Below are 23,239 nucleotides of genomic sequence, written 5' to 3' on the forward strand. Positions count from 1 at the left end.
CAGTATCCGAAACAAAAAGAGGTGAACGTCAATGAGTGAACAAGCCGTCCTGAAGATCGGGGGGCTGACCGGGGGCTACAGCGTGAATCGCCCGGTGCTGCACAATGTCGATTTCGAAGTCGGTCACGGCGAGATGGTCGGCCTGATCGGCCTCAACGGAGCGGGCAAAAGCACGACGATGAAACATATTCTCGGCCTGATGTCGCCCAAGGAAGGCGAGGTCCGCATCGGCGGCGCGCTGCTGAAGGACGATCCCGACAAATACCGCGCTTCGCTCGCGTTCGTGCCGGAGTCTCCTGTGCTGTACGAAGAGCTGACGGTGCGCGAGCATATGGAATTTACGGCGCGGGCTTACGGCGTCGATCCGGCCGCGTTCGAAGAACGCGCCGAGCGGCTGCTCAAGCTGTTCTATATGAAGGACAAAGAACACAGCCTGTCTTCGCATTTGTCGAAAGGCATGAAGCAGAAGGTCATGATTATGTGCGCGTTTATCGCGCGTCCGCCGCTGTACGTGATCGACGAGCCGTTTCTCGGCCTCGATCCGCTCGGCATCCGCGATCTGCTCGACTACATGGTCGAAGTGAACCGCGAAGGCGCTTCGATTCTGCTCAGCTCGCATATCCTGTCCACGATCGAGAACTACTGCAGCCGGTTCGTCATCCTGCACCAGGGACGAATCATCGTCCAGGGCACGCTGGAACAGATCCGCTCCGCTTCGAATATGCCCGGCGCGTCGCTGGAAGACATGTTCGACCGCCTGGTCCGGGCCGAGGGCGCCGGAGGCGTGCAATGAGCGGGCCGGGAACCGGCGGCAACAGCCGTGAGCCGGAGCGGGACCGGCTTACGGTGAAAGCCGGCGGTCCGGACGCGCCGGCAAACGGCCGCCCGGCCGGCGGCGGCCTTCCGCCGTCCAGGACCGAAGGCGGCGTCCCGCCGGAAGGCGCGCGCTTCGCGTCGGAGAAAGCGGCGGCCGCGAACGGCCTACCGTGGCCGCCCGGCACGCGGACGCCGATGGGCGACAGCGATCTGCTGGCGCTGCGCGGCAAGCGCCGCGCGGCTTTCCTCGGCCGGATCGTGCCGTATACGCCGTATATTATCCAGAGCGGCCTCGCCGTCACGACGATGCTGCTGCTGATTCTGTTCGCGGCCTGGTACACGTCGCTGCTGCAAAATATGCCGGACAATCTGCCGATCCGCTGGGTGCTGCTGATCCTTCTGTTCCCGCTCACGGCCTGGAGCGGCTTCCGGACGTATCTCCAGCCGGCCGACACCGTGTTCCTGCTGCCGATGGAATCGAAGATGAACGCTTATTTCGCGCCGGCCTGGCGCGGCGGCGTGATCGCCAAGCAGCTGCCGGCCTGGCTGGTGCTGCTGGTCGCCTGGCCGATCTATATCCGCGCGCTGCCGGGCGATCACGCCAATCTGTGGGCGAGCCTGCTGATGCTGCTCGGCTTGAAGCTGCTGTTTGCCTACGGCGCGTGGCAGGAACAGCGCATGGTGTCCGCCCGTCAGGCGGACGGGTTCGCGCTGCTGCGCTGGGCGCTGGCCGCCGCCGCGATCGCGGCCTGGTTCTGGCTGCCGCTGCTGCCGGCGGCCCTGGCGCTCGTAATCGGCGCGGCGCTGTACGCGCTGGCGCTGCGCGCGACGGCCCGGCACCGCGTGCCATGGGAGCGCCTGATCGCGGCCGAACGCGCCGCCGCGGGCCGCGCCATGCGCATGCTCGGCTGGTTCGTCGACGTGCCGACGCAGGACCCGCGCATCCGGCGGCGCCGCTGGCTCTCCGGCGCGGGACGGCGCATTCCGTGGAAGCCTTCGGAAGCTTACCGCTTCCTGCTGACCCAATCTTTTATCCGCGGCGATCTGTCCGGAATGGTCGCGCGCCTGTCGGTCGTCGGCTTCGTGCTCATCCTGCTGTCGCGCACGTCGTGGCTGGGCATCGCGCTGCTGCTGCTGTTCGTGTTCATGCTCGGCGTGCAGCTGAACGGACTGCGCCGCGTCCATAGCGATTCGCTCTGGCTGGCGCTGTACCCGATTCCCGAAGACTCGCGCCGGCGCGCGGGACTGCATATCCTTATTCGCGTCCTGGCCGGAGCGGCCGTATTCATGTGGCTGCCGTTCCTGCTGACGCTGCCAAGCGATCCCATGCTTGCCGCGGCCGCTCTGGCCGCCGGCCTGGCGCTCTCCTGGCTGATGCGCGGCTCCGCGCGGCGCAAATGGAGCAAGCTTGAAGGCGATGAAGATTGATAGCCGGGGACTAAACCTGTTCAGGCGCTGCGCCGGTTTTAACCGAATTGGACCTGTCCGCTGCGGATTCTCGCCTTGTACGTATACAGGAAAGCCGTTCGCTTCTACACGAAGCGGACGGCTTTTACATGCTGCAAAGCGCAGGCTGCCGCCGCAGCCACGATTGTTAGCCCGCCATTCCGGCGTCGGTTGTCCATGAAACCGCCCGATCTCAATACCCTGAAACAAATAACGGCGCAGGTACACTTATTTTGTTCAATTCGGCCTCGAATTTCAAAATAGCATCCCCAGTACAACTATTTTCACGATTTTCTTGGCACAGCTTTCTAAATCGAGAAAATAGTTGTACCACGGTCGTTATTTCGAAAAAAGAGCGTCTGTAAGACAAAATAATGGTACACAGGACGTTATTTTGCGTTTCGAACATTTGCCAAGACCTGGTGGAACAGCCGGCATCGGCGCAGTTCCGGTACTTCAGCAAACCCAAACCCAAACCCAAACCCAAACCCAAACCCAAACCCAAACCGGACACACTCCTGTCCGGTTTGTCCGTTTATACTGGTTTTACGATCATGCTGGACTTAACCATCTTAACGGCAAAGGAGAATGGCGATGACGCAAAAAGAACGGCTGCTTCAGGAGTTTGCGCAGTGGAGCGGGTATGTGCGGCGGATGAGCGAGCTGGGCGAAGACTTCTGGGATCTTCCGCTCGGCGAAGGCAAATGGACGGTGCGGGAAATGACGGCGCATATGCTGGAGTGGGACTGCTATTTCTACGAACACGCGGTGCAGAAAGCGGCGCGGGAGCGGACGGTTACGCTTGCGAAGCCGGACTTCGACGCGTTCAACGCCAAAGCGGCGGTCTGCGGCAAGATGCTGCCCGTGTACGAGCTGGCGGCCCGCACGATCTCGGCGCGCGAAGCGATTATCGGGACGATCCGCGCCATGCCGGACGATGTCTATCTGGATGTCCATCCGCAAATCGGCGGCGGCGAGTTCCGGCTCGAACAATATTTGCGCGACTTTCTCCGGCACGACCGTCATCATACGGCGCAGCTCGACGCGGTGAAGAGCAGAGTCGCGCGCGAAGCGGAAGTGTCCGCGGTCGGCTGGACCTGGAGCGGATCGAGGAGGAAACGCCATGCGTGAAGCGCTGCGGATTCGCGATCATCTGCTGGACGAATTGGAAACGGGGGTGCGGACGGGCGAGACGCTGATCCGCCGTATCCGCGCCGAAGATTGGACCTACCGCCCGCAGGACAATATGCGTTCGCTGCCGGAACTGGTACGGCATTTCGCGCTGGTGCCGAGATTGGATCTGGAAGTGATGCAGGAGGCTGCGCTGGAGAGAGTGCAGGAGATCGAAGCCGCGCTGGACGAGGAGACCGATCCCGAACGGCTGGCGTCGGCGCTGCGCGAAAGCTTCGATCTGTACAAAGCGTACATCGTTTCGCTGACGCCGGAGGAACTGCTGGACCGCTCCACCCGAGCTTTTTACGCGGAAGACAGTCATACGCAGATCCAGTGGCAGATCGAAACGCTGACCCATCTGTTCCATCACCGCTCGCAGCTGTACAACTATTTGAAGCAGCACGGGCACGAACTGCATTTTTCGATGCTTTATATGTGAGCGTTTCTTTATCGATACGCCGCCGATACGTGCGACAAAAAAACGGCTTCTCCGCCCGATGCGGGAAAGCCGTTTTTCGTTTTTTCAAGTCGCATTACTCCGCCTTCACGCTCCGCAGTTCGCCTGCGCCTTTGTACACCAGATCGAACAGGTCTTCCAGGTTCTCTTCGGCGATGCAGGAGAACGCGATGCGCAGATCGGTCTCGCCCAGCGCGATGGTGCCGACGCCGTATTCGTGCAGCAGCCGCTGGCGCAGTTCCTCGGCGTTCACGCCTTCGAGCTTCAAGCACATGAAGTAGCCGGAGTTGAACGGATAGTACGTCCAGAATCCGTCGTATTTGCCGCTGTCGAGCAGGGCTTTGACTTTGTTGGCGCGGCCTTTCATAATCAGGAACTTCTCCTGCTTCTGCGTTTCGAATTCCGGCGACTTGAGCGCGTCCAGCACGAACGTCTGCGACGGATGCGGACCGCTGGAGATCGTGGCGCGGATAATGCCCATCGTTTTCTGCTCCAGGCCCGCCAGCACGTCCGCGTTGTCCGACGCATAGGTGATAAAGCCGACGCGGAAGCCCCACACGAATTCTTCTTTCGTCGCGCCGTCGATCTTCACCGGCAGGATGCGCGGATGCAGCCCGGCCAGCTTGCCGAACAGCGACTCGTGCAGCGAGTCTTCGAAGAACAGGCCGAAGTAAGCGTCGTCGGTTACGACCACCAGATCGATGCCGGCTTCCGCCGCTTCGAGCAGCGCTTCGACGATCTCGTCGCCTTCCTCCACGCTCGGCGTATAGCCGGTCGGATTGTTCGGGAAGTTAAGCGGCACGATCGCTTTGCCCGCGCCTTTTTGCTCCAGCAGTGCTTTGCGGAACGCTTCGGCGTTGAACTTCATCTCTTCGGTAAACAGCTCGTAGTTGACGATCTTCGCGCCGCGGCGGATGCCGAAAGTCAACTCGTAGTTCTCCCAGTTCTTGTCCGGATAAACGACGGCGTCTCCCGCGTCGGCGAACAGGTCGGCCACGATGCTCAGCCCGTGCGTCAGCGCGTTGGTCGCGACCGGGTTGCCGAACGCTTTGCCTTCGAGCGAAGGGTTCTCGCGGATCATCTTCTCGCGCCAGGCGGCGCGCAGTTCCGGCTTGCCCGCGGGCGGCGCGTAGCCGTACAGATCTTTCGGACTGTAAGCGGACAGCTTGTCCTGAATGACGCCCAGGTGCATCGGTCCGCCGTTTTCGGTGGCGATGCCTATTGTCGCGTTATATTTCTTGGCGTGGGCCGCTGCCTCGGCGGACTGGCTCAGAATGCCTTCTTTCGGAAAATAAATCTCCCGGCCGAGTCCCGACAGCATGTCGTAGACGTGTTCGTTTCCGGATTTGATCTTCTCGTTCCATTGTTCAGCCATTGGGTTCATTGCGCGTATTCATCCTTCCAACCTGAATTGCGTCAATTATAGCATTCTCCCCCAACCTCGTCACGGAAAATGCCCGGATTTTTTAAGGGTTCTTATCGATATTGCCGCTTTCTTTGCCGAAATCGTTTCGGCTTGTCCTTCTCCTGCGAACGAAGTTTCAATAGGAAACGAACCGATTGTTTGGGGTCGGATCGATCTTTTTGACAGAGTCTGCGGTAGGCGGACACGATTCAAGCGAATCGCTTGACGTGTACAAAACCGTATACAATAAATATTGAAGTTCAAAACGACATAAGATGCGCGACATCTGCCTGAAACACCGACAAAAGCACGTTTTTAAAAAAACAGCGTGCGCCAAAAGAAAGGAGCATGGACGATGGGCGTGACGATGCAGCTGAAAGCCGTAACCGAAAGCGAACTGCTGGAGATGATCGAGGGAACCGGAGATCCGGACGGGTATTTGTTTGAAGGAGGCAAAGAATCGCTGGACCTTAGCCGTTCCTGGTATGGATTGCACGATTTGATCTGTGATGGCGCACTGACGGGCAAAGGGCCTTTGTTCCATGCGCTGATGGGCGGACGTCCTTTGGAACACGCGGAAGAACTGGTTCGTTCGCTGACTGCGGAACAGACCCGTGAAGTCGCGCAGGCGCTGGAAGCCCGATCGGAAGCGGAGTTAACGGCGAGGTTCGACCCTCGGCGAATGAACGAAGAGGGCATGTATCCGTCGGCGGATTGGAGCGCTCCCGGCGAGCTGGACCATCTGCTGGAGCGTTATCGGGCATTGACGGCTTATTATCAAACGGCGGCCGCGAACGGCGAAGGGATGCTGCTGTATTCATTTTAATCATCTGAAGGAGGTGCTGGATATGGGCATGATCGGACATCTGAAACGGGTGCCGGACGAAAGATTGACGGCGCTGATCGGCGGAAATGAAAGTCTGGACGATTATATTTACGGCGCGGAAGGCGAAGAACTCGATCTCGACAAAGCCTGGCACGGCATTCATTATTTGCTCTGCGGCGACAGCTGGGAAGGCGAAGGACCGCTGTTCGACGCGCTGATGGGCGGAACCTCGTTCGAGGGACGCAGCGAAGAAGAGAATGTGCGCTACCTGCGGCCGCAGCAGACGCGCGATGTGGCGCAAGCGCTGGACGTGATCGACGAAGATCAGCTCAGAGCCGGATTCTCGCCCGACGATATGAACGAAGCCGGCGTCTATCCGTCGGAAGACTGGAACGAAGAAGGCGAACTGGACTATGTGCTCGACTACTACCGGCAGATGAAGGAGTATTACAAAACGGCGGCCGAGCGCGGCGAAGGCATGCTGATTTATATTTTGTGAGCCGTTGATTGGAGGAGGGAAGAGATGGAACGGGAACCGAACGAAATACCGAACGATAAAGCGCAAAGCCCGGATTGGCGGGAGGACGATCGTCTGCGCGGCGCGCTGCTGGGACTTACGGCGGCGGACGCGCTGGGCGTGCCGGTGGAGTTCCGGTCGAGGAGCGTTCTGGACCGGAATCCGGTCACGGACATGTTCGGTTACGGCACGTACAACCAGCCGCCGGGCACCTGGTCGGACGACAGTACGATGACGTGGTGCACGGTCGAAAGCCTGGCGCTGCATCCGGAAGGCGATACCGAAGATATGGCCGGGCGGTTTGTCCGCTGGCTGGAAAAAGGGTATATGACGCCCCGCGGCGAGCTGTTCGATATCGGCAACGCGACGCGCGAAGCGCTGGAGCGCTACCGGACGGAAGCGGTCTGGGCGCGATTCGCGGGGCTGACGCACGAACAGTCCAACGGCAACGGCTCGCTGATGCGCATTCTGCCGCTGGCTTTCTATACCTACGGCATGCCGGCGGAAGAACGCGACCGGCTGGTCGGGGAAGTCTCGTCGATCACCCACCGGCATCCGCGTTCGCTGCTGGCCTGCCATATTTATGTGGAAACGGCGCAGCGGCTGCTGGACGGCCGCTCGGCGGAGCAGGCGTACCGGGAAGCGGCGGCGGCGATCCCGGAGCGTTTTGCCGGTCATGCAGAACTGCGGGCGTACGAGCGGGTGCTCGGCGGACGACTGGCGGAACTGAAGCGGGACGAAATCCGTTCGAGCGGCTACGTCGTCGATACGCTGGAAGCGGCGCTGTGGTGCGTGCTGACGACCGACAATTACCGCGCTGCGGCTTTGAAAGCCGTCAACCTCGGCGAAGACACCGATACGACCGCGGCCGTCGCCGGCGGCCTTGCGGGCATCCTGTACGGCGAAGCCGGCATCCCGCGGGAATGGCTGGCAAAGCTGGCAAAGCTGGAAGAGCTGCGGGAGCTGTGCGGGCGGTTCGGCGCGTCGCTCGCGCGGCGGGAAGAGCGCGGCTGGTGATTGGTTTCGACCGGGGCGCGCCTTCAACCTCATGAAGCGCGCCTTTCTTTAGCCGCCTCCGAGCCGCATAAGCTGCACAAATCCACTTTATTCTCCTAACCGGTCCCCAAAAATGGCGATCAGCTGCACAAATCCACTTTATTCTCGTTTCCGGCGCTTTTTCGGCCTTCGAATCGAGCATAAAGTGGATTTTCGCGCTTTATGCTCGATTTATGGTCCTTGTCTGTTAAACGAAGTGGATTTTTGCATTTGATTTGGGATTGGGTTTCGTCCGCCTGAGATTTCGTGCCTAGCTATGTATAAGGAAGAGGCCGGTCGCATTGAACAACCGGAGCGCCGGCCGGAACTGTGGGTATACGAGGACGCCGAACGGTTTCTTTTTTTGTGCTTTGAGCGAAGCCGTAAATGGCGGCAGCTATACGGGAGAAGCAGGCTGTACAGTCGGTACGCGCGGATTTTTTCATGGAATAAATCAGCGTGATACGGTTTCTTCGATCTGCCGCAGCAGCAGCTCCAGCGAATTGCCTTCGCCGGCCGCTTCCATTCGAGCGGCGTAGGTCTCGCGCTGCGCAAGCAGCAGGTCCAGCTTGCGCAGGAATTCTTCGTCGCTCCACGACTCTTCGTCGATCGACTCGGCGTAGCCGGCGCGGACGAACGAGTCCGCGTTCAGGATTTGATCGCCGCGGCTCTGGCTGCGGCCGAGCGGGCAGAGCAGCATCGGCCGGCGCAGGGCCAGAAATTCGAAGATGGCGTTGGAGCCGGCGCGGCTGAACACGATGCCGGCGGCGGCCAGCACATCCGGCAGTTCTTCGTTCAGAAACTCGAACTGCCGGTAGCCGTCTCGGCCTTCGAGCCGCGGATCGAGACCGCTGCGTCCGCACAGATGCACAACATCGAAGCGCTCCAGCAGCGCGCTCAGATTGCGGCGCAGATTGCCGTTCAGCGCCTGCGAGCCCAGGCTGCCGCCCGCTGCGAGCAGCACCGGCTTGCCGCCGTCGAAGCCGAGCCGGGCAAAGCCGCGGGCGGTATCGCCGGCCGTAATCGAGGGCCGGACGACCGAGCCGACCTGGACGGCTTTGCCCTTGCCGTTTTTGTTTTTAGCGTTCACGTTTCTGCCGGCGCGGCCTGCATTGACCGAAGCGGCCGTTTCGGGAAACGTTGTGCACAGCGCGGATGCGAACGGCAGGGCCAACCGGTTCGCCAGACCGGGCGAGTAATCCGATTCGTGAATCAGCGCCGGCACGCGGTTCAGCCAGGCGCCGAACACGACGGGTACGGACACGAATCCGCCTTTGGAGAAAACGACGTCCGGCTTCAACTGCCGGATCAGCCGGCGGGATTGGCCTACGCCTTTCAACACGCGAAACGGATCGGTGAAATTTTGCAGCGAGAAATATCGCCGCAGTTTGCCGGTAGCGATTGCATGGTACGAGACGTCCGGAAGCTCGGCGATCAATTTTTTTTCGATGCCGTTGTCCGAACCGATGTAATCGACGTCCCAACCCCGCTGCTGAAGCACGGGGATCAGCGCCAGATTGACCGAGACGTGTCCGGCCGATCCGCCTCCGGTGAGGACGATTCTTCTGGGCGAGGACTGAGGGGGGTCGAAGTTGCGGCGCTGCGAATAGGTAAAGGAACGGGAATCCGGGTTCATGATGTTCTCCTTTGATTGAGACAAGTCATTACGTCTGGTATTTTACTTTTTATTCCGTCAAAAGAAAAGCGAGGCATACCAAACAGGCCGTTTCCCGGCGGCTGATTGCCGGGAAGCGGCCCGTTCTTCGTCATTTTGATCCTGCCACACCCGGCCGGTAGACGGCGCGCGCCGCTGCATCCGTTATTTCAGAATCAGCAGCCGGTCGTCGTTTGCGCCCGGCGTTCCGCCCGACGTATTGTTGGTCAGGATATAGATCTTGCCGTTATGCACGGCTACGTCGCGCACGCGTCCCACATCGGTAACGATGTCGGTCATGCTTTTCGTTTTGGGATCGAATTCTTTAAGACTTTGTCCGGCCAGCGTCGCCACGAGCAGCGTATTGTCCGGCGTGATCGAGATGCCCGACGGAGCGATCGAAGTGTCTCCCGCCACGAATACCGGCGGAACGAAGCCCGGAGCCGTTTCCGTACCGATCACTTTCGGCCAGCCGTAATTGGCGCCCGGCTTGATTAGGTTGATCTCGTCCAATCCGGTTCGGTCTACGCCGCCGCCCGGAATCGGAGCGCCGCTCGGGCCGTGGTCCGATGCGTACAGGCTGCCGCCCGACGTCCAGGCCAGTCCCTGCGAATTGCGCAGTCCGGAAGCGTACACGAACGAGTTCTTGATCGGATTGTCTTTCGGCACTTTGCCGCTGGTCGTCATCCGCAGGATTTTGCCGCCGTAGCTGCTTGGGTCCTGGGACAATTCCCGACGGTTGGTCTCGCCGGCCGTGCTGTACAGCATGCCGTCCGGTCCGATCTTCAAACGTCCGCCTTCGTGGATTCGTCCGCCCGGAATCTTTTCGAGCAGCGATTTCTGTTCTCGCCAGACGCCGTTGACCAGCTTGACTTTGGCGATGCGGTTGTAAGGCTGACCGTTCTCCTCGTAAGCATGGTACACGTAGGCATACTTGTTTTTCGCGAAATTGGGGTCGAGCACGAATCCCGTCAGACCGGCTTCGCCTTCCACCCGCAGCGCTTTTTTCGTGCGAACTTCCTGCACCGTCTGCTTGCCGTCTTTGACCTGCACGATGCCGCCCCCGCGCTGCGTAATATACACGATATCCCCCGCAAACTGCATCGACCACGGCACTTTGAGCTGGGTCGCCGCTTCCGTATAGCCGCCTTTGAGCGAATCGGTCAGCTTCGAAGCGCCGCTGCTTGCGCTTGTCGAAGCGGCCGAGGCGACTCCCCCGATCTTGACGGGCTGCGCCAGCTGCGATTCCAACTGCACGCTTTTCTGCACCGTTTGTTCCGCTTTTTCCCGATCCGACGCATACACGGAAAGAGGCAGGGCAAGCACCAGAGCCGCCGTCAGCATTTTTCCTTTCGAATTAAAAACAGGCATAATATTCCTCCTTTCCGCTTTTTCACTTTATACCCGCTGGCCGGAGCGCTAATCTTTTTTGGAACAAATAGGGGCTTTTTTATGCAAAACGATCGATTTTCCGCAGGCAAGCCGCCATTTATTTGAGCAGCAGCAGCTTGTCGTCGCCTTCGCCCGGACTGCCGCGGCCGTCGGTATTGTTCGTAATCACGTAAATGTTCCCGCCCTGTACCGCCACGTCGCGAATGCGTCCGAGCCCGCTCGCCGCTTCGGTCATCTCGTTCGTCGCGGGATCGAATTCCGTCAAACTTTCGCCGATCAGGTTCGCCACGAGCAGCCTGCCGTCCGGCGTCGCCGCGATGCCCGACGGAGCGATCGCCTGCTCGCCCGTATGATAAAGCGGAGGCGTCGCGCCTTCGGCCGTCTCGTCGCCGATCGCGTCCGGCCAGCCGTAATCGGCGCCCGGCTCGATGCGGTTCATCTCGTCGCGGCCGCCGGGACTGCCGCTCGGCCCGTGTTCCGAAGCGTACATCGCGCCGTCCGCCGTCCAGTCGATGCCCTGCGGGTTGCGGTGGCCGTACGAGTAGACGTAGGAGCCTTCGATCGGATTGTCCGCGGGCACTTTGCCGTCCGGGGTCATACGCAGGATTTTGCCGGAAACGCTGCTCGTGTCCCGCGCGGTTTGTTCGTTCTGCGCGTCGCCCGTCGTCACATACAGCATGCCGTCGGGACCGAACGCGAGGCGTCCGCCGTCGTGCACCCGCGCGCCGGGAATATCGCCGAGCAGCACCGCCGTTTCGCTCCAACCCGATCCGTCCTCCGCCTGCTCGATCCGGACGACGCGGTTGCGCGGCTCGCCGCCCTGCTCGTAGGTATGATAAACGTAAGCTTCGCGCGAATCGGCAAAGTCCGGCGCCAGCGCCAGGCCCAGCAGTCCGCCTTCGCCGTTCTCGCTGACTCCCTGCTGTAGGTTCAATTTCTGCTCCGTTTGTTCGCCGTTTTCCACCTTGACCAGACCGCCGCCGCGAAGCGTCATATAAACGGTATCGCCGTCGAACTGGATCTCCCACGGCGTATCGAGATTGTCCGCCAGCGTTTGCGTTTCGCCCGTCAGCCCGGCGGTGACGCTTGCGTCGGTTTTTCCTTCCGCGTCGGTGTCCGAAGTTCCGTCCGCGCCGTCGTCGTTTGTTTGCGCGCCGCCGTTCGTTTCTTCCCCGTCGTCCGTTTCGTTTCCGGCATCGTCCGCGTCGCTCGGGGTCTGCACCGGCGTCTGCGTATCCGGCACCGAACCGGCCGGCGCGCCGGTATGACCGGAGCAGGCCGCAAGCGGCGCCAGCAGCAGCAGAGCCGCCCACTTTTTCCGGTCCGGCCGATCGTTTCTGCGCATATTCGATTCCTCCCTGGTTTCTCGGTATGGCTTTCCTTAGGGGCTTTTTACCCGCCCGACACGCGGTCAATCGGGTAGGAGAAGAAGCGCGGTCGCCGAAACTTTTCGCATCTTCTTCGTAAACATAAGGTCAAAAGCGTTTTCGAAGCCTGTTAAGCCCTTGCTGCGCGGTTGGTGGAACAGAGCCGAAATGGTAAAATAAAGCGAGGCGATACCGCCGGAATTTTGTTATTTTGCAGCCTGGAGGTTGAAGAAATGTCCGAATTCGAACGCATCAGCGAACATATTTATATCATGCACGCCGAGGAGGCGACCGACCGGCCGATTCTGGCGGCGGTGGCGGGAAGCAGCCGGACGCTGCTGATCGACGGAGGCAATTCGCCGGCCCATGCGGCGGCGTTTCGCGAATATCTGGAGCGGGAAGGCGTGCGCAGTCCGGACGTGCTGGTGCTGACGCATCATCACTGGGACCACTCCTTCGGCCTGGCCGAATGGAGCCTGCCGGCGATCGCGCAGCGTCAGACGGCCGATATTCTGCGCGGTTTCGCGCAGCTTGAGTGGAACGAAGAGACGGTTCGGAGGCTGGCCGCGGACGGCGTGCTCAGCGAACGGTCCGCCGCGGATATGCGAAAGGAGTACGGGGAAGACCTGGCGGGCATTCGCGTCGAGGAGCCCAACATCGTGTTCGAGCGCTTTATCGACGTGCATCTGGGCGGGCTGACGTGCGAGATTCGCTTTGTGGGCGGCGACCATTCCGCGGATTCCTGCATCGTATTCGTCAAGGAAGAAGGCACGCTGTTCCTCGGCGACGCTTTGTCGCCTTCCGTCTACGGCGGCCCGATGAAGTACACGACGGGGAAATTCCTGGCGCTGCTCGACACGATCTTCGCTTACGGCGCGGATGTGCTGGTCGAGTCGCACGGCCGTCCGGCTTCGCGCGAAGAGTTCTATCACGATGTGCGGCGCTACGAGCAGCTGGCGCGGGTGGTGCTGCGCCGCGGCGCCGACCGCGATGCGGTGGAGCGCGACCTGGCGGCCGAGCTGGGACTGACGGGAGCGGAAGCGCTGCCGGAAGAACTGCGCGAAGCCGTGACGTACTTTATGAACGGATTGTCGAAGTAGAAGGCCGAAGCGGAAGAACGTTATAATTTGTATGAAAAAAAGCCGTACCGGTGCGCGGACTGCGCGACCGGATACGGCTTTTTCGGCGTGGGAAGCGGCAGCCGCGGCGGTTCTCCCGCAGGGCGGAGAACCCCGCGGCCGCATCGAGCGGAGAGAAGAGAGGCCGGCACGGCTCCGCGCCGCCGTCCGTTTGACGCAGGCCGCCCGAGAGGACTAGATGTCGATCACGACTTTGCCGTGCACGTGCCGGCCGGACTGAAGCTCGACCGCTTCGCGAATCCGCTCCATTGGGAAACTAGCCGCGATAGGCACCCGCACCCGGCCTTCCGCGACCAGGCGGGCGATCTCTTCGATTGCGCCGGGGGCGGCATTGGCGCCGTTTGCCGGCGTAATTCCCTCGACCAGCGCGGCGATCGTGGTGATGCGCCCGTCGGAAACGCCGAGTTCCCGCGCCGCCTGCACCGTGTCGGTTCCGTGCAGGTCGATCGCCGCGGTGATGCCATCGGGAGCCAGGGCGCGCAGCCGCTCGACCAGGCCGTCGCCGTAGGCGACCGGCTCGGCCCCGAGCGCGCGCAGGGCATCGGCCGAGGCCGCCGATCCGGTTCCGATGACCCGCGCGCCCGTAAGCCGGGCAAGCTGGACGGCGAACACGCCGACTCCGCCTCCCGCGCCGCCGATCAGCACCGTGTCGTCAGGGCCGAGCTTGACCACGTCCAGGGCGGCGGAGGCTGTGCAGCCCGCGATCGTAAGCGCGGCGGCGGTTCGGTCGTCGACGCCTTCCGGGGTATGATGCGCGTCGCCGCCTGCCGCGATCGTCCCGGCCGTGTCGATGATAACGTACTCGGCGACCGAGCGGGAAAGAGCTCCGCCGAACACCCGGTCCCCGATGGCGAACCCGGTTACGCCTTCGCCGACCCGGTCCACGACCCCGGCATAATCGGTCCCGAACCCGGACGGCAGGTTCAAACCGAACCGGGCGGCGGTATCCGGATCGGAGGTCATAAACCAGTCCATCGGGTTCAGGCCGGCCGCCCTAACGCGGACGCGGATTTGTCCCGACCCGGCCTGCGGCACGGGAATTTCGCGGATACGAAGAACCTCGGGGCCTCCGAACGAATCAAGCTGCACCGCTCGGTTCGCAGCGGCCGAAGGATCGAAGCCCGTTTCTTGAGTACGCATATAAAATCCTCCTTTTAAACGATAAAATCTTAGTTTCAAGTTACTTTTATGATAAAATGTAACTTGTAGATCGAATCGTATCATAGCGCTTATTTAAATACAATATATATTATTTGTAACTTGTTACGAAAGATCATGGTTTTGCTTTTGCATCGGCCTATCGAAAACGCCCCCGGCCGTCCCGTTAAGGAAGTCGAGGGCGCAGCTTATTCGTTTATTTGTCCGGAGCCGGGTCCGGATTTTTCAGTCCTCTAATCAGCAGATTGATGACGGACTCGATATCCTGTTTGCGCTGCGGATCTTCGAAAGTGTTCGGGTTGATAAAAACGCTGGTTGCAAAATATACGGTTCTTGCCGCCCGGCCGGGGGAATCCGTGAAAAATATCCCTTCGGACATCCCTTGAACGATACTTTCTTCGATCCGCTTGATGCCTTCTTCTATACTTTTTTCGATGACTTCCACCGAGCTGTGCGCGACTTTGAGATAATTTGCGAACATCTCCGGGTCGCTGGCCGCGCTGCGGCGTTTGGTTTCCGCAAAGTCTTCGAGCAGGCGAAACAGTTTGATGTCGGCGGGATGATCTTCTTTTAAAATAGCTTCCGAAGTCGCGTTCATGCCTGCCAGCCAGCGTTCGGTAACCGCATTCCAAAGAGCGCTTTTCCCGTTATAGTATCGATACAAAGCGGCGTGAGTGACGTTTAACGACTTCGCCACATCGGAAATATTCGCTTTCTCCGGCCCGAAACGGCGGATCACTTCTTCGGTTGCGCCAAGAATGATTTCTTTGTCCAACGGGGTTTTCTTCAAATGAATGACCGCTTTCCTGTTTTATTTCCGAGTATAGCACGTTTGATTGCGAGTTTCGAATTACATGATTCGTAACATCGGCAAAATAAAACCGGACAGACGGCGATTCGACGCGTCGGCTTCGGCGGGGTCCAAAGCCGTCAGTACGGCTGGTCGGGGTACCAGCGCGCCGCGTCAAGCTGCGGCGAAGAAGCCGGCGCGCCGCGTCCGGACGCTTGGGCTTCGTCCAGCTTTTTTTCCAGCTTCGCGATATCGAGCACCGCGAACGAGCCCGAAGCGGAGCCGACATAGAGTTTGCCGTGTTGGACATTGAGCAGTCCCTCGGCCGTTCGGGTTTCCATCGTCTCGGGATAACCGAACCGAAAACCGTCCAGGCGTCCGATCTGTTCGCCGGTCTTTTTATCGAACGCCAGCAGATCGTCGTTGTACGGCAGCAGCAGATAATCTTCCAGCAGAGCGAACGCTCCGGTGCCGTACGTGAAATTCATGTTCGGGTAGAAGCCGTTCGTCCGCGCTTTCCAGAGGGTTTGCCCGGAGTCCCTGGTAAGCGCCGAAGGAATCTGGTTGACGACCGCGTACAGCGTCTCGCCTTCGAGTTTGCCGTGCTCGATCAGCCCGGGCAGCGTCCACAGCTCGCGTCCGGAAGCAGCGTCGACCAGCGAGGTTTGCAGATCAGACGCCTGCGAACGGTAGAAGCCGCCGTCGCCTTTGAATTTTTGCACCAGCAGATAGCCGCCGCCCAAATCCTCCAGCTTTTCCGAATTTCTGTATGGATATCGGGCCAGTATTTTGCCGCTGGAGAGTTCGACTTTTTGCCATTCCGCCTGCGACGTTCCGAACTTGACCCAGCGCGCGGATTCCGGATCGTCGAGCGCGGGAGATAACAACGGGTTCATCGCAGCCGAGCCGCCGATGTCGATCTGCTTGTTGAGCGTGGTGCTCCAGACCGTCCTGCCGGTCTCCGGATCGAGCGCCCGCAAAGCGGTGCCCTGGGCCAGCAGCACGAAAGGATCGCCGCGCTCGTTAAGCAGCCCGAACGACCCGCGGACCTGCTGCTTCCATTTTACGCGGCCGGTGGATTCGTCCAGCGCGATCAGGCTGCCCTGGCCGTCGCGCTTGCCGGAGTTCCGGTACAAGACGACCGAATCGGCCGTGGAAGTAAAGTGAACGGAAGTCTCTGCCGCCTGCTGGAGCTCGTAGCTCCACAGCACTTTGCCGTCGTTCAAGCGGATATGCTCAACACTTTCCGAACCGGTTTCATCCGCGTCGTTGTTCGAATCTGCAAAGGAAGTGTAAGCTTGTCCCGTCGAATCCATAAGGATGCCGGAAGCACCCAATTTCAACTCGCGCTGCCACACGATGCCGCCGCTTGCCCGGTCGAGCAGATAAACCGCCGAGCTGTAATGACCGCCGCTGAATCCGCCGTCGTCGCCGTAGACCAGCAGCTTATCGTCGTCGGCGTACTCCAGATACGCGTAATCCACGTCGATCTTCGTGCGCCAATCGAGTTCGGGCTTGATCGACGGCGTCAGCGTCAGCGGTCTGTAGATCGGGGCAAACGGCTCGTCCTGAAGCCAGGAACGGTAATCCTGCTGCGAATAAGCGGTCAGCGGAAGCAGCCATTTCAGATGCGTCAGCCGTCCTTCGTCCGAGAAGCGGACCAACAAATGCGCGTCCGGCCATTCGTAGCGCCATTCTGTGCCGCCGTCGGTCCAGTGATAGAAGCCTTTTGCATCCGGTTCGTTTCCTGGAGGATTCATAGGCGCGTCCGTCACGGAAAAAGGCACGCCCAGCAGGTCGCGAACGGTTTCTTCGCCCGCGCCCGGCGTCAGCAGACCGTTTATCGCGGCGCGGACTTTTTCGCTGTTTACATCGGAAACGTTCGGCAGTTCGGCGCCGGCGGAAGCCTGCGCGATCGGCGCAAACAGCAGCGCCGCGGCCAGCAGCGCGGCGGAAAGCCGGCGCAATCGGTCGGGTGAGCGAAGCCGTTTCTTCGCCGCGCTCAGATGTGCTGCACGGATGCGGTCGTCTTCAAAAGTATTCGAGGATGAAGTTGAAATCGGGTTGTTCATGCTGCGCCTCCTTGGTGGAGAAGTTTCTCAGTACGGTTGGTTCGGATACCAGCGCGCGGCTTCCCGCTGCGGCGAGTAAGCCGGCGCGCCGCGGCCGGAAGCTTTGGCTTCGTCCAGTGTCTGTTCGAGCTTCGTCGTATCGAGCACCGCGAACGAGCCCGAAGCCGAGCCGACGTACAGTTTGCCGTGTTGGATATTGAGCAGCGAGCGCTGCACAAGGCGATCGTGCGTCTCCGGGTAGCCGAACCGGAATCCGTCGATTCGCCCGATCTGCTCGCCCGTCGCTTTGTCGAACGCCAGCAGATCGCGGTTGTACGGCAGCAGCAGGTAACCGCCGAGGATCGCGAAGGATCCGGCTCCGTCAAGTTTGGCCGTACCCGAATCCGCACCGCTTTCGGCCGCTTTCCAAATCGTGTGTCCCGAATCGAGCGACAGGGCGGAAGGAATCCGGTCGACGATCGCGTACAGGGTCCCGTTCTCGATCCTGCCGTATCCGACCTCGGCGGGCAGCGTCCACAGTTCGCGGCCGGAAGAAGCTTCGACCAGCGAGGTTTGAATCTTCGTCGTTTGCGAAGACGGCTTTTTGTCGTCTTTGGACTGCCGCACAAGCAGGTAACCGCCGCCGATGTCCTCGAACGACGCCGAATCGTTAATGGCATAGCCGGCGAGCGTTTTTCCGCTGAGCAGGTCGATCTTTTTCCAGGATTCGCCTCCGATCTTGACCCAGCGCTCAGGCGGACTTTTTTCCGCAACCGGAAGGTTGGCCGGATTCAACACCGCCGAACCGACCGCATCCGCTCTGCCGATCTCGGCGCTCCAGACCGCTTTGCCGGTGTCGGGGTTCAGCGCGCGCAGCGTCGTTCCCTGAGCGAGCAGGACATACGGATCGTCCGCCCCTTCGTTCAGCAGCCCGAACGGCTCGCGGACCTGCTGTTTCCATTTGACTTGGCCGGTCTTGGAATCAAGCGCCGCGACCGTTCCCAGACCGCCGTATTTTTCCGCTTTGCGGTAGGCGACGACCGTTCCTTGAGCGGCGGCGACAAGCACGCCCTGCCTTGCGGCCGATGGCTCGTAGCGCCATAGAGGTTTTCCGTCGCTCAGCCCAATCTGGTACAGCAGGGGCTCTCCGTTTATCCCGTCGTTTGGCTGATAATTGTCAAAAGTCAGACTTTCGCCTGTCGAGTCGGGCAGAAGCGCAGGAAAGTTCCAGCCGACGTCGCGTTTCCACAGGGTTTTGCCGCTGACGCGGTCCAGACCGTAGATCACGGAACTCATATGAAAGCCGCTGAATCCGCCGTCGTCGCCGCGGACAAGCAGCATATCGTCATTGGCGTATTCTAGGTAAGCGTAATCCACGTCGATATTCGCGCGCCAGTCGAGTTCGGGCTTGATCGACGGCGTCAGCTTGAGCGGACCGGATAAGATTTCGTAAGGCTGAGGCCGAAGCTCGCCGCCGGACGATTCCGGTTTGGAAGAAGGATTCGGCAGAATCCAGTTCCGGCCGGTGAGTTTTCCTTTCTCCGAAATGTAGACCAGCAGATGGGCATCCGGCCATTCGTAACGCCATTCTTCGCCGCCGTCCGTCCAACGGTGCAAGCCGTCTTTGCCCGGATCGGAAGGCCAGACCATAGGCGCTTTTGTTATCGAAAAAGGCTCGCCGAGCAGACTGAGCACCGACTGCTCGCCCGCGCCCGGCTTCAGCCGGGCATCTATTGCGGCGCGGCCCTTTTCGCTGTTTACATCGGAAACGCTCGGCGGTTCGGCGCCGGCGGAAGCCTGCGCGATCGGCGCAAACAGCAGCGCCGCGGCCAGCAGCGCGGCGGAAAGCCGGCGCAGCGCAGCGCCGGCTCCGGAACGGCCGATTGCCGAAAAGCCGGCGCCGGACGCAGGTATACGCTGCGGTCCCGAAGCGCGGGACGGCAAAAAGGACGTCGAAGTCTGCGGCTCGACGCCTGCGATAACGGGATCGTTGGTTAAAGCATAATGCAAGGCGAATTCGTCGATGTCGGAATCGTTCATGCTGCACCTCCGTGCGGAGTATTGGGCAGAAGCGGCGGAACTCGCCCCCTGCTTCTGCTTAATAGACTTCCGCTCCCGAAAAAGAGTTGCACAAACGGCGAAGCTTCTTCATAAGCAAAGTTCATGGCAAATAACTGCCCCAGTACCGCTATTTTTCGCAAAATCGCGCTTTTCGCTCAAATAACGTTTCCGGTACATCTATTTCGCCGCCGGCACGCATCAATTTGGCAGTTTCGTGAAAATAGATATACGTGCGCCGTTATTTTCAAATCGGGCGGCTTGTTCTCGAAAATAAGGGGATCTGCGCAGTTCTTTCCGCGCGGCTGCGATGATGCCGCTCCTTTGCCGCGTCGCCCCGCACTGCCTAAGACAGCCGGGCCCCCGGCGTGCTTTCCAGCGTGCGCAGCAGATCTTCGCCGGCCGGCAGGCCGAGGCCTTCGTAGGCGACGAGCACGGCTCCGGCCGCCGGGGACAGACGCGGCGGCGACCAGAGGAAGCGCCGGAACGGCTGGGTGCACTGGAGCTCCTGGATGCCGGAGCGGAAATACTCGCTGTCCGCGACGCTGCCGGTCTGCGAGATGCGGATATCCGGGCCGGCGAAGAACGCCGCCAGCAGGCTTGCGCCCACGCCGATCTGGCGCAGCGCTTCGGCGCATACCCGCTCCGCGAGCGGAGCGCCCGCTTCCGCTTCGCGCGTAACGACCGGCGCGAAAGCGCCGAACAGCCGGTCGCGCCGGGCCGGGTCCAGGCCGAAGCCCCGGCTGCCGGATTCGGCCAGTTCAAGCGTCGAGCCCGCGCCGAAATGGCTCAGCATATCGCGCAGCAGCGCCTCGTCGCCCGCGCCGGTGCCGCCGGCCAGCGCTTCGTAGACCGCTTCGTACGAAATAAACCGCGCCGCGGCCGCGGCGTAATGGCCGAAATCGTAATTGCGCAGCCAGTCGCCCCGCTCGGTGTGGCCCAGCAGGATCGCGCCCGTGCCGGCCGCGATCAGAATGCCGGGGCTGCCCGCAAAAGCGCCGCGATGCGCGATGACCGCGTCGTTGACATGCCGGGACGGGCAGTTCAGCCCGATGCCGCCGGTCAGGCGCTCGACCCAGCGCAGATCGTCCGCGTCGTCGTAGCCGGCTACGCCCGCGGCCAGGAACATCGCGTCTTCCGGCGCGCGGCCCGCGCGCCGCAGCGCTTCGCGCACCAGCGAACGCAGCGGTTCGGGGTCGCGCTGGTCTTTGGGCCGCAGCGAAGAACCGTTCTTGACATAGGCGAGCACATGGCCCGACAGGTCCGCGATCATCGCCCGGATATTCGTCCCGCCCATATCGAGTCCGACGACCACGGCATTCGCATTGATGTGTTCCAGCATGGATAACGTTCCTCCTTGAAATAACGAATATGTACGTACCCGAATTGTAACCGCCTGCCGGCTTTTCATCAAACCTTCAAACGCCCGAAGCCGCCAGGCGGTGACTCCGCCCGATTTTTCGACTACAATTCAAACACAGGCAAACGACCGGGCAAAACCGGACAGGACATTCATTTCCGGCGATGACAGTCAATCAAGCGAACGGGGGAGCACAGTGGGAACGGAAACGGCTAAAACCAAACCGGATACGGCAAAATGGGCGGAGCACGCCGCCCTGCAGCACGAAATCGGCGAAGTCGCGGAGCACGAAGCGCTGCGGGAGAATGGGGAACCGATCGTCAAGATTACGGCGGCGGACGGGAATGTATATGTGCTAAAAGGCGTTCCGGCCGAAGGCCGCGAAGGATTTCGCCACTTGACCGGGGACGGCCTGGAGCGGCAGGGACAATGGTGCGGCGCGATGGCCGATGCCGGGCTTCCGCTGATGCGCAGACGGCGCAGCCGCGCAGGGCGGTATTTCGCCGTGCTGGAAGAAGGCGGAAGCCGCTGGCTGACCACGCTGGAAGACTTTGCGCCGGGCGGCGAGTTCGTCTGCCGGGAGATCGGCGATATTCGGCGCATCGGACGATTGCTGGGGCGGATGCACGCCGAAAGCGAACGCGCCGGCATCCTGTTCGGACACGGCACAAGCTGGAGTTTGTTCGGAGGCAATGCGAGCGAGGAGCTGGGTCCTTACGACGAGAATGAAAAAGGATTCGACGAGATCGCCGGACTGCTGCGCTTCGCGGGATGCGACGGTGGACTACTTGAAAGAATCGGGCAGCTCTATACGTCGAAAAGAACCGCCCTGCGAGAGCTCTGGAAGAGCCTGCCGCAGGCCGCGGTTCAGGGCGATTTCTGTCCGTACAATATAATATGACGGTTGGCGAAGACGGCCGTATCGCCGGCGTTTTCGATGTGAATATCGCCGGCGACGAAGTGCTGGTCGGCGAATTGTGCGCGCTGCTCGTCTATTACGCGCTGATGTACCCGCCGGCCGGAATGGACGCGGACGCGATCATGGAGGGACTGCTGAGCGCTTACACCGCCGTCCGTCCGTTAAGCGAAGACGAGCGGGGCGCAATCGCGCCTCTGCTGCAAATCCTGCCGCCTTTTCGCTTCGAACGGGTTCGCGAGCTGCGCCGTTTGATTGCGGCCGGAGTCGAAGACCCGAACGGGGCGGAATCCCAAGCGGAGCGGAAAGCGCGGACGAACGGCCGGGAAGAGGTCGATGTTTTCGCGCGGGATACGATACTCCGGCTCGAACGGATCTATCCCGGCGCTTCCGGGATTAATCCAGCGTTTTGACCATCAGCAGATGCGGAATGCCGTCTTCCATAAACTCTTCGGAGCCGCGGGAATAACCGAGCTTTTCGTAAAAACCGGCGGCCTGCGTTTGACCGTGCAGTTTGGCTTTATTCAGTCCGTCCGCGCGCGCCAGCTCTTCGAGCCTGGCGATCAGCAGCCGGCCGAGACCGTACTTGCGGTACGGCTGCAAAATGCAGATGCGTTCCAGCTTGGCACAGCCGTCCGCACGGCGCAGCCTCGACGTCGCGACCGGAACGTTTCCGTCGAAAGCGAGGATATGCCGGACTTCCGGCCGCAGAACGTCCCATTCGTCGAACTCGTCTTCCAGGGCGACGCCCTGCTCGTCGACGAATACGGTTTTGCGGATATTTTTGCAGGATTGAAGCTGTTCTTCGTTGGCGGCATCCCGCAGTTCGAACTTCATGAGAAGACCTTCTTTCTGGTATAATGGGAATGAGTGTTTGGTCGAATGCTGTAACGAGGACCGGGTGCCCGAGGGTATTCGGCCGTCCAGCGTTTTATTATACGGAGTATGCGGCATAAATTGAATCTCGGGTTCGCCGAGGGGAGGAAAAATCGTGAAGGAAGTGCTGCGCGAAATCGAAGCGGTCGCCCGATGCTCCGAAGCGATCAGCAGTATCGAGTTCAAGCATCTCAAGCTGTCCCGGGGCCTGCATCTGTACCTGACGTTCGTGTGCGAGAATCCGGGCACGGCGGCGGGGGAAGTGCCGGACCGGCTCAAAGTCAAGCGCGCCGCGGCGGCCCGGGCGCTGCAGAAGCTGGAAGACGACGGACTGATCCGGAGCCGCGAAGCGTCCGATCTGCGCAAGGACAAGCGGGTGTATCCGACCGAACCCGGCAAGTCGGCTTACCTGTTTATCCGCGAAGAAGGACAGTATTCGGACCGTTCTTCGCTGCGCGGACTGTCGCCGGAAGAAACGGAGCGGCTGCTCGATATGCTGTACCGGATTCGGCTCAACGTGGAGAAGGACTGGCGCTTTGTGCAAAAAGGCGGCCGCCGTCCGTATATCCACGATTATTACGACCGGCTGGTCGCCGCTGCGGACGAAGACTCCGCCGCGGGCGGCGCTTCTTCCGATGCGCCGCCCGCGGGCCGGTCCGAGGGCGAACGGGAGACCGCGCCGCCGGCCGGCCCGGTTCCCGATTCCGGCGAAAACGCGCCCCGCGGAAACGGCGGGCTGTGGACGTTCGAGGAAACCGCCGAGGAAGCGCGCCGGGCCGCCGATCCGGAAGATCCGTCATAAA

General features: G+C 60.9%; 21 protein-coding genes. 11 read left to right on the forward strand and 10 right to left on the reverse strand.

All coding sequences use genetic code 11. The features are described from left to right. Window positions 1–31: 31 nt before the first annotated feature. The 4 genes from QWJ34_RS14970 (at window position 32) to QWJ34_RS14985 (ending at window position 3,874) form a co-directional block, all read left to right on the forward strand. Window positions 32–793: an ABC transporter ATP-binding protein gene (locus QWJ34_RS14970; protein ID WP_302728996.1), complete on the forward strand. Its 762-nt coding sequence runs from the start codon at window positions 32–34 to the stop codon at window positions 791–793. Then, window positions 790–2,244, forward strand: a complete 1,455-nt coding sequence (locus QWJ34_RS14975) for an ABC transporter permease (protein WP_302728997.1) — start codon at window positions 790–792, stop codon at window positions 2,242–2,244. The genes QWJ34_RS14970 and QWJ34_RS14975 overlap by 4 nt, the downstream gene beginning before the upstream one ends. 612 nt (window positions 2,245–2,856) lie before the next feature. Further along, complete coding sequence (locus tag QWJ34_RS14980; RefSeq protein ID WP_302728998.1) at window positions 2,857–3,393, forward strand: DinB family protein; 537 nt, start codon at window positions 2,857–2,859, stop codon at window positions 3,391–3,393. Next, window positions 3,386–3,874 (forward strand): DinB family protein, encoded by a 489-nt coding sequence (locus QWJ34_RS14985; protein WP_302729000.1) that lies wholly within the window; start codon window positions 3,386–3,388, stop codon window positions 3,872–3,874. The genes QWJ34_RS14980 and QWJ34_RS14985 overlap by 8 nt, the downstream gene beginning before the upstream one ends. Before the next feature lie 94 nt (window positions 3,875–3,968). On the opposite strand, the gene QWJ34_RS14990 is transcribed toward QWJ34_RS14985, so the two are convergent. Continuing rightward, window positions 3,969–5,276: an aminotransferase class I/II-fold pyridoxal phosphate-dependent enzyme gene (locus QWJ34_RS14990; RefSeq protein ID WP_302729001.1), complete on the reverse strand. Its 1,308-nt coding sequence runs from the start codon at window positions 5,274–5,276 to the stop codon at window positions 3,969–3,971. A 376-nt stretch (window positions 5,277–5,652) separates the two neighbouring features. Between QWJ34_RS14990 and QWJ34_RS14995 the strand changes: the two genes are divergently transcribed. The 3 genes from QWJ34_RS14995 to QWJ34_RS15005 are packed head-to-tail and all read left to right on the forward strand — an operon-like array spanning window position 5,653 to window position 7,657. Continuing rightward, entirely contained in the window at window positions 5,653–6,123 is a 471-nt protein-coding gene (locus tag QWJ34_RS14995; RefSeq protein WP_302729003.1) for a YfbM family protein, read from the forward strand. 22 nt (window positions 6,124–6,145) lie between these two features. After that, window positions 6,146–6,622: a YfbM family protein gene (locus QWJ34_RS15000; RefSeq protein ID WP_302729004.1), complete on the forward strand. Its 477-nt coding sequence runs from the start codon at window positions 6,146–6,148 to the stop codon at window positions 6,620–6,622. A gap of 24 nt (window positions 6,623–6,646) precedes the next feature. Further along, the gene (locus tag QWJ34_RS15005) at window positions 6,647–7,657 is read left to right on the forward strand and encodes an ADP-ribosylglycohydrolase family protein (protein ID WP_302729005.1); all 1,011 of its coding nucleotides are present in this window, start codon (window positions 6,647–6,649) and stop codon (window positions 7,655–7,657) included. Window positions 7,658–8,129: 472 nt separating this feature from the next. Here QWJ34_RS15005 and QWJ34_RS15010 read toward each other — a convergent pair whose 3' ends face one another. The 3 genes from QWJ34_RS15010 to QWJ34_RS15020 all read right to left on the reverse strand — a co-directional run bounded on the left by QWJ34_RS15010 (window position 8,130) and on the right by QWJ34_RS15020 (window position 12,066). Continuing rightward, window positions 8,130–9,311, reverse strand: a complete 1,182-nt coding sequence (locus tag QWJ34_RS15010) for an undecaprenyldiphospho-muramoylpentapeptide beta-N-acetylglucosaminyltransferase (RefSeq protein ID WP_302729006.1) — start codon at window positions 9,309–9,311, stop codon at window positions 8,130–8,132. A 183-nt stretch (window positions 9,312–9,494) separates the two neighbouring features. Continuing rightward, window positions 9,495–10,700, reverse strand: coding sequence for a PQQ-dependent sugar dehydrogenase (locus tag QWJ34_RS15015; RefSeq protein ID WP_302729008.1), 1,206 nt, complete (start codon window positions 10,698–10,700; stop codon window positions 9,495–9,497). 118 nt (window positions 10,701–10,818) lie between these two features. After that, the gene (locus QWJ34_RS15020) at window positions 10,819–12,066 is read right to left on the reverse strand and encodes a PQQ-dependent sugar dehydrogenase (RefSeq protein WP_302729010.1); all 1,248 of its coding nucleotides are present in this window, start codon (window positions 12,064–12,066) and stop codon (window positions 10,819–10,821) included. Window positions 12,067–12,321: 255 nt separating this feature from the next. Between QWJ34_RS15020 and QWJ34_RS15025 the strand changes: the two genes are divergently transcribed. Continuing rightward, on the forward strand, window positions 12,322–13,188 hold the full coding sequence (locus QWJ34_RS15025) for an MBL fold metallo-hydrolase (RefSeq protein ID WP_302729011.1): 867 nt from the start codon (window positions 12,322–12,324) through the stop codon (window positions 13,186–13,188). Window positions 13,189–13,401: 213 nt separating this feature from the next. On the opposite strand, the gene QWJ34_RS15030 is transcribed toward QWJ34_RS15025, so the two are convergent. From QWJ34_RS15030 to QWJ34_RS15050, 5 genes are all read right to left on the reverse strand, one after another. Continuing rightward, window positions 13,402–14,367: an NADP-dependent oxidoreductase gene (locus QWJ34_RS15030; protein ID WP_302729013.1), complete on the reverse strand. Its 966-nt coding sequence runs from the start codon at window positions 14,365–14,367 to the stop codon at window positions 13,402–13,404. A 214-nt stretch (window positions 14,368–14,581) separates the two neighbouring features. Further along, window positions 14,582–15,175, reverse strand: a complete 594-nt coding sequence (locus tag QWJ34_RS15035) for a TetR/AcrR family transcriptional regulator (RefSeq protein WP_302729014.1) — start codon at window positions 15,173–15,175, stop codon at window positions 14,582–14,584. 140 nt (window positions 15,176–15,315) lie between these two features. After that, window positions 15,316–17,247 (reverse strand): outer membrane protein assembly factor BamB family protein, encoded by a 1,932-nt coding sequence (locus QWJ34_RS15040; RefSeq protein WP_302729016.1) that lies wholly within the window; start codon window positions 17,245–17,247, stop codon window positions 15,316–15,318. A 27-nt stretch (window positions 17,248–17,274) separates the two neighbouring features. Then, window positions 17,275–19,266: an outer membrane protein assembly factor BamB family protein gene (locus tag QWJ34_RS15045; protein ID WP_302729018.1), complete on the reverse strand. Its 1,992-nt coding sequence runs from the start codon at window positions 19,264–19,266 to the stop codon at window positions 17,275–17,277. 364 nt (window positions 19,267–19,630) lie between these two features. Further along, entirely contained in the window at window positions 19,631–20,626 is a 996-nt protein-coding gene (locus QWJ34_RS15050; protein ID WP_302729020.1) for a BadF/BadG/BcrA/BcrD ATPase family protein, read from the reverse strand. Between the two features lie 214 nt (window positions 20,627–20,840). On the opposite strand from QWJ34_RS15050, the gene QWJ34_RS15055 reads away from it, so the two are divergent. Together QWJ34_RS15055 and QWJ34_RS15060 are read left to right on the forward strand one after the other, a co-directional pair. Further along, a complete protein-coding gene (locus tag QWJ34_RS15055; RefSeq protein WP_302729021.1) occupies window positions 20,841–21,545 on the forward strand; it encodes an aminoglycoside phosphotransferase/kinase family protein in 705 nt (234 codons plus the stop codon). After that, the gene (locus QWJ34_RS15060; RefSeq protein WP_302729023.1) at window positions 21,542–21,973 is read left to right on the forward strand and encodes a protein kinase family protein; all 432 of its coding nucleotides are present in this window, start codon (window positions 21,542–21,544) and stop codon (window positions 21,971–21,973) included. Before QWJ34_RS15055 ends, QWJ34_RS15060 begins: the two co-directional genes overlap by 4 nt. Here the strand turns inward: QWJ34_RS15060 and QWJ34_RS15065 are convergent. Then, window positions 21,957–22,397, reverse strand: coding sequence for a GNAT family N-acetyltransferase (locus QWJ34_RS15065; protein ID WP_302729025.1), 441 nt, complete (start codon window positions 22,395–22,397; stop codon window positions 21,957–21,959). The two genes, QWJ34_RS15060 and QWJ34_RS15065, sit on opposite strands and share 17 nt — an antisense overlap. Before the next feature lie 154 nt (window positions 22,398–22,551). On the opposite strand from QWJ34_RS15065, the gene QWJ34_RS15070 reads away from it, so the two are divergent. Next, the gene (locus QWJ34_RS15070) at window positions 22,552–23,238 is read left to right on the forward strand and encodes a MarR family winged helix-turn-helix transcriptional regulator (RefSeq protein WP_302729027.1); all 687 of its coding nucleotides are present in this window, start codon (window positions 22,552–22,554) and stop codon (window positions 23,236–23,238) included. Window position 23,239: the final 1 nt, after the last annotated feature.

The organism is Saccharibacillus sp. CPCC 101409, from assembly GCF_030518235.1.
Taxonomy (GTDB): domain Bacteria; phylum Bacillota; class Bacilli; order Paenibacillales; family Paenibacillaceae; genus Saccharibacillus.

Coding starts and splice junctions, on each gene's coding strand:
- QWJ34_RS15005 (WP_302729005.1), top strand. CDS start 6,647: ATGGAACGGGAACCGAACGAAATACCGAACGATAAAGCGCAAAGCCCG.
- QWJ34_RS15030 (WP_302729013.1), bottom strand. CDS start 14,367: ATGCGTACTCAAGAAACGGGCTTCGATCCTTCGGCCGCTGCGAACCGA.
- QWJ34_RS15060 (WP_302729023.1), top strand. CDS start 21,542: ATGACGGTTGGCGAAGACGGCCGTATCGCCGGCGTTTTCGATGTGAAT.
- QWJ34_RS14985 (WP_302729000.1), top strand. CDS start 3,386: ATGCGTGAAGCGCTGCGGATTCGCGATCATCTGCTGGACGAATTGGAA.
- QWJ34_RS15015 (WP_302729008.1), bottom strand. CDS start 10,700: ATGCCTGTTTTTAATTCGAAAGGAAAAATGCTGACGGCGGCTCTGGTG.
- QWJ34_RS15010 (WP_302729006.1), bottom strand. CDS start 9,311: ATGAACCCGGATTCCCGTTCCTTTACCTATTCGCAGCGCCGCAACTTC.
- QWJ34_RS14980 (WP_302728998.1), top strand. CDS start 2,857: ATGACGCAAAAAGAACGGCTGCTTCAGGAGTTTGCGCAGTGGAGCGGG.
- QWJ34_RS14975 (WP_302728997.1), top strand. CDS start 790: ATGAGCGGGCCGGGAACCGGCGGCAACAGCCGTGAGCCGGAGCGGGAC.
- QWJ34_RS14995 (WP_302729003.1), top strand. CDS start 5,653: ATGGGCGTGACGATGCAGCTGAAAGCCGTAACCGAAAGCGAACTGCTG.
- QWJ34_RS15020 (WP_302729010.1), bottom strand. CDS start 12,066: ATGCGCAGAAACGATCGGCCGGACCGGAAAAAGTGGGCGGCTCTGCTG.
- QWJ34_RS15050 (WP_302729020.1), bottom strand. CDS start 20,626: ATGCTGGAACACATCAATGCGAATGCCGTGGTCGTCGGACTCGATATG.
- QWJ34_RS14970 (WP_302728996.1), top strand. CDS start 32: ATGAGTGAACAAGCCGTCCTGAAGATCGGGGGGCTGACCGGGGGCTAC.
- QWJ34_RS15025 (WP_302729011.1), top strand. CDS start 12,322: ATGTCCGAATTCGAACGCATCAGCGAACATATTTATATCATGCACGCC.
- QWJ34_RS15000 (WP_302729004.1), top strand. CDS start 6,146: ATGGGCATGATCGGACATCTGAAACGGGTGCCGGACGAAAGATTGACG.
- QWJ34_RS15045 (WP_302729018.1), bottom strand. CDS start 19,266: ATGAACGATTCCGACATCGACGAATTCGCCTTGCATTATGCTTTAACC.
- QWJ34_RS15065 (WP_302729025.1), bottom strand. CDS start 22,397: ATGAAGTTCGAACTGCGGGATGCCGCCAACGAAGAACAGCTTCAATCC.
- QWJ34_RS15040 (WP_302729016.1), bottom strand. CDS start 17,247: ATGAACAACCCGATTTCAACTTCATCCTCGAATACTTTTGAAGACGAC.
- QWJ34_RS14990 (WP_302729001.1), bottom strand. CDS start 5,276: ATGAACCCAATGGCTGAACAATGGAACGAGAAGATCAAATCCGGAAAC.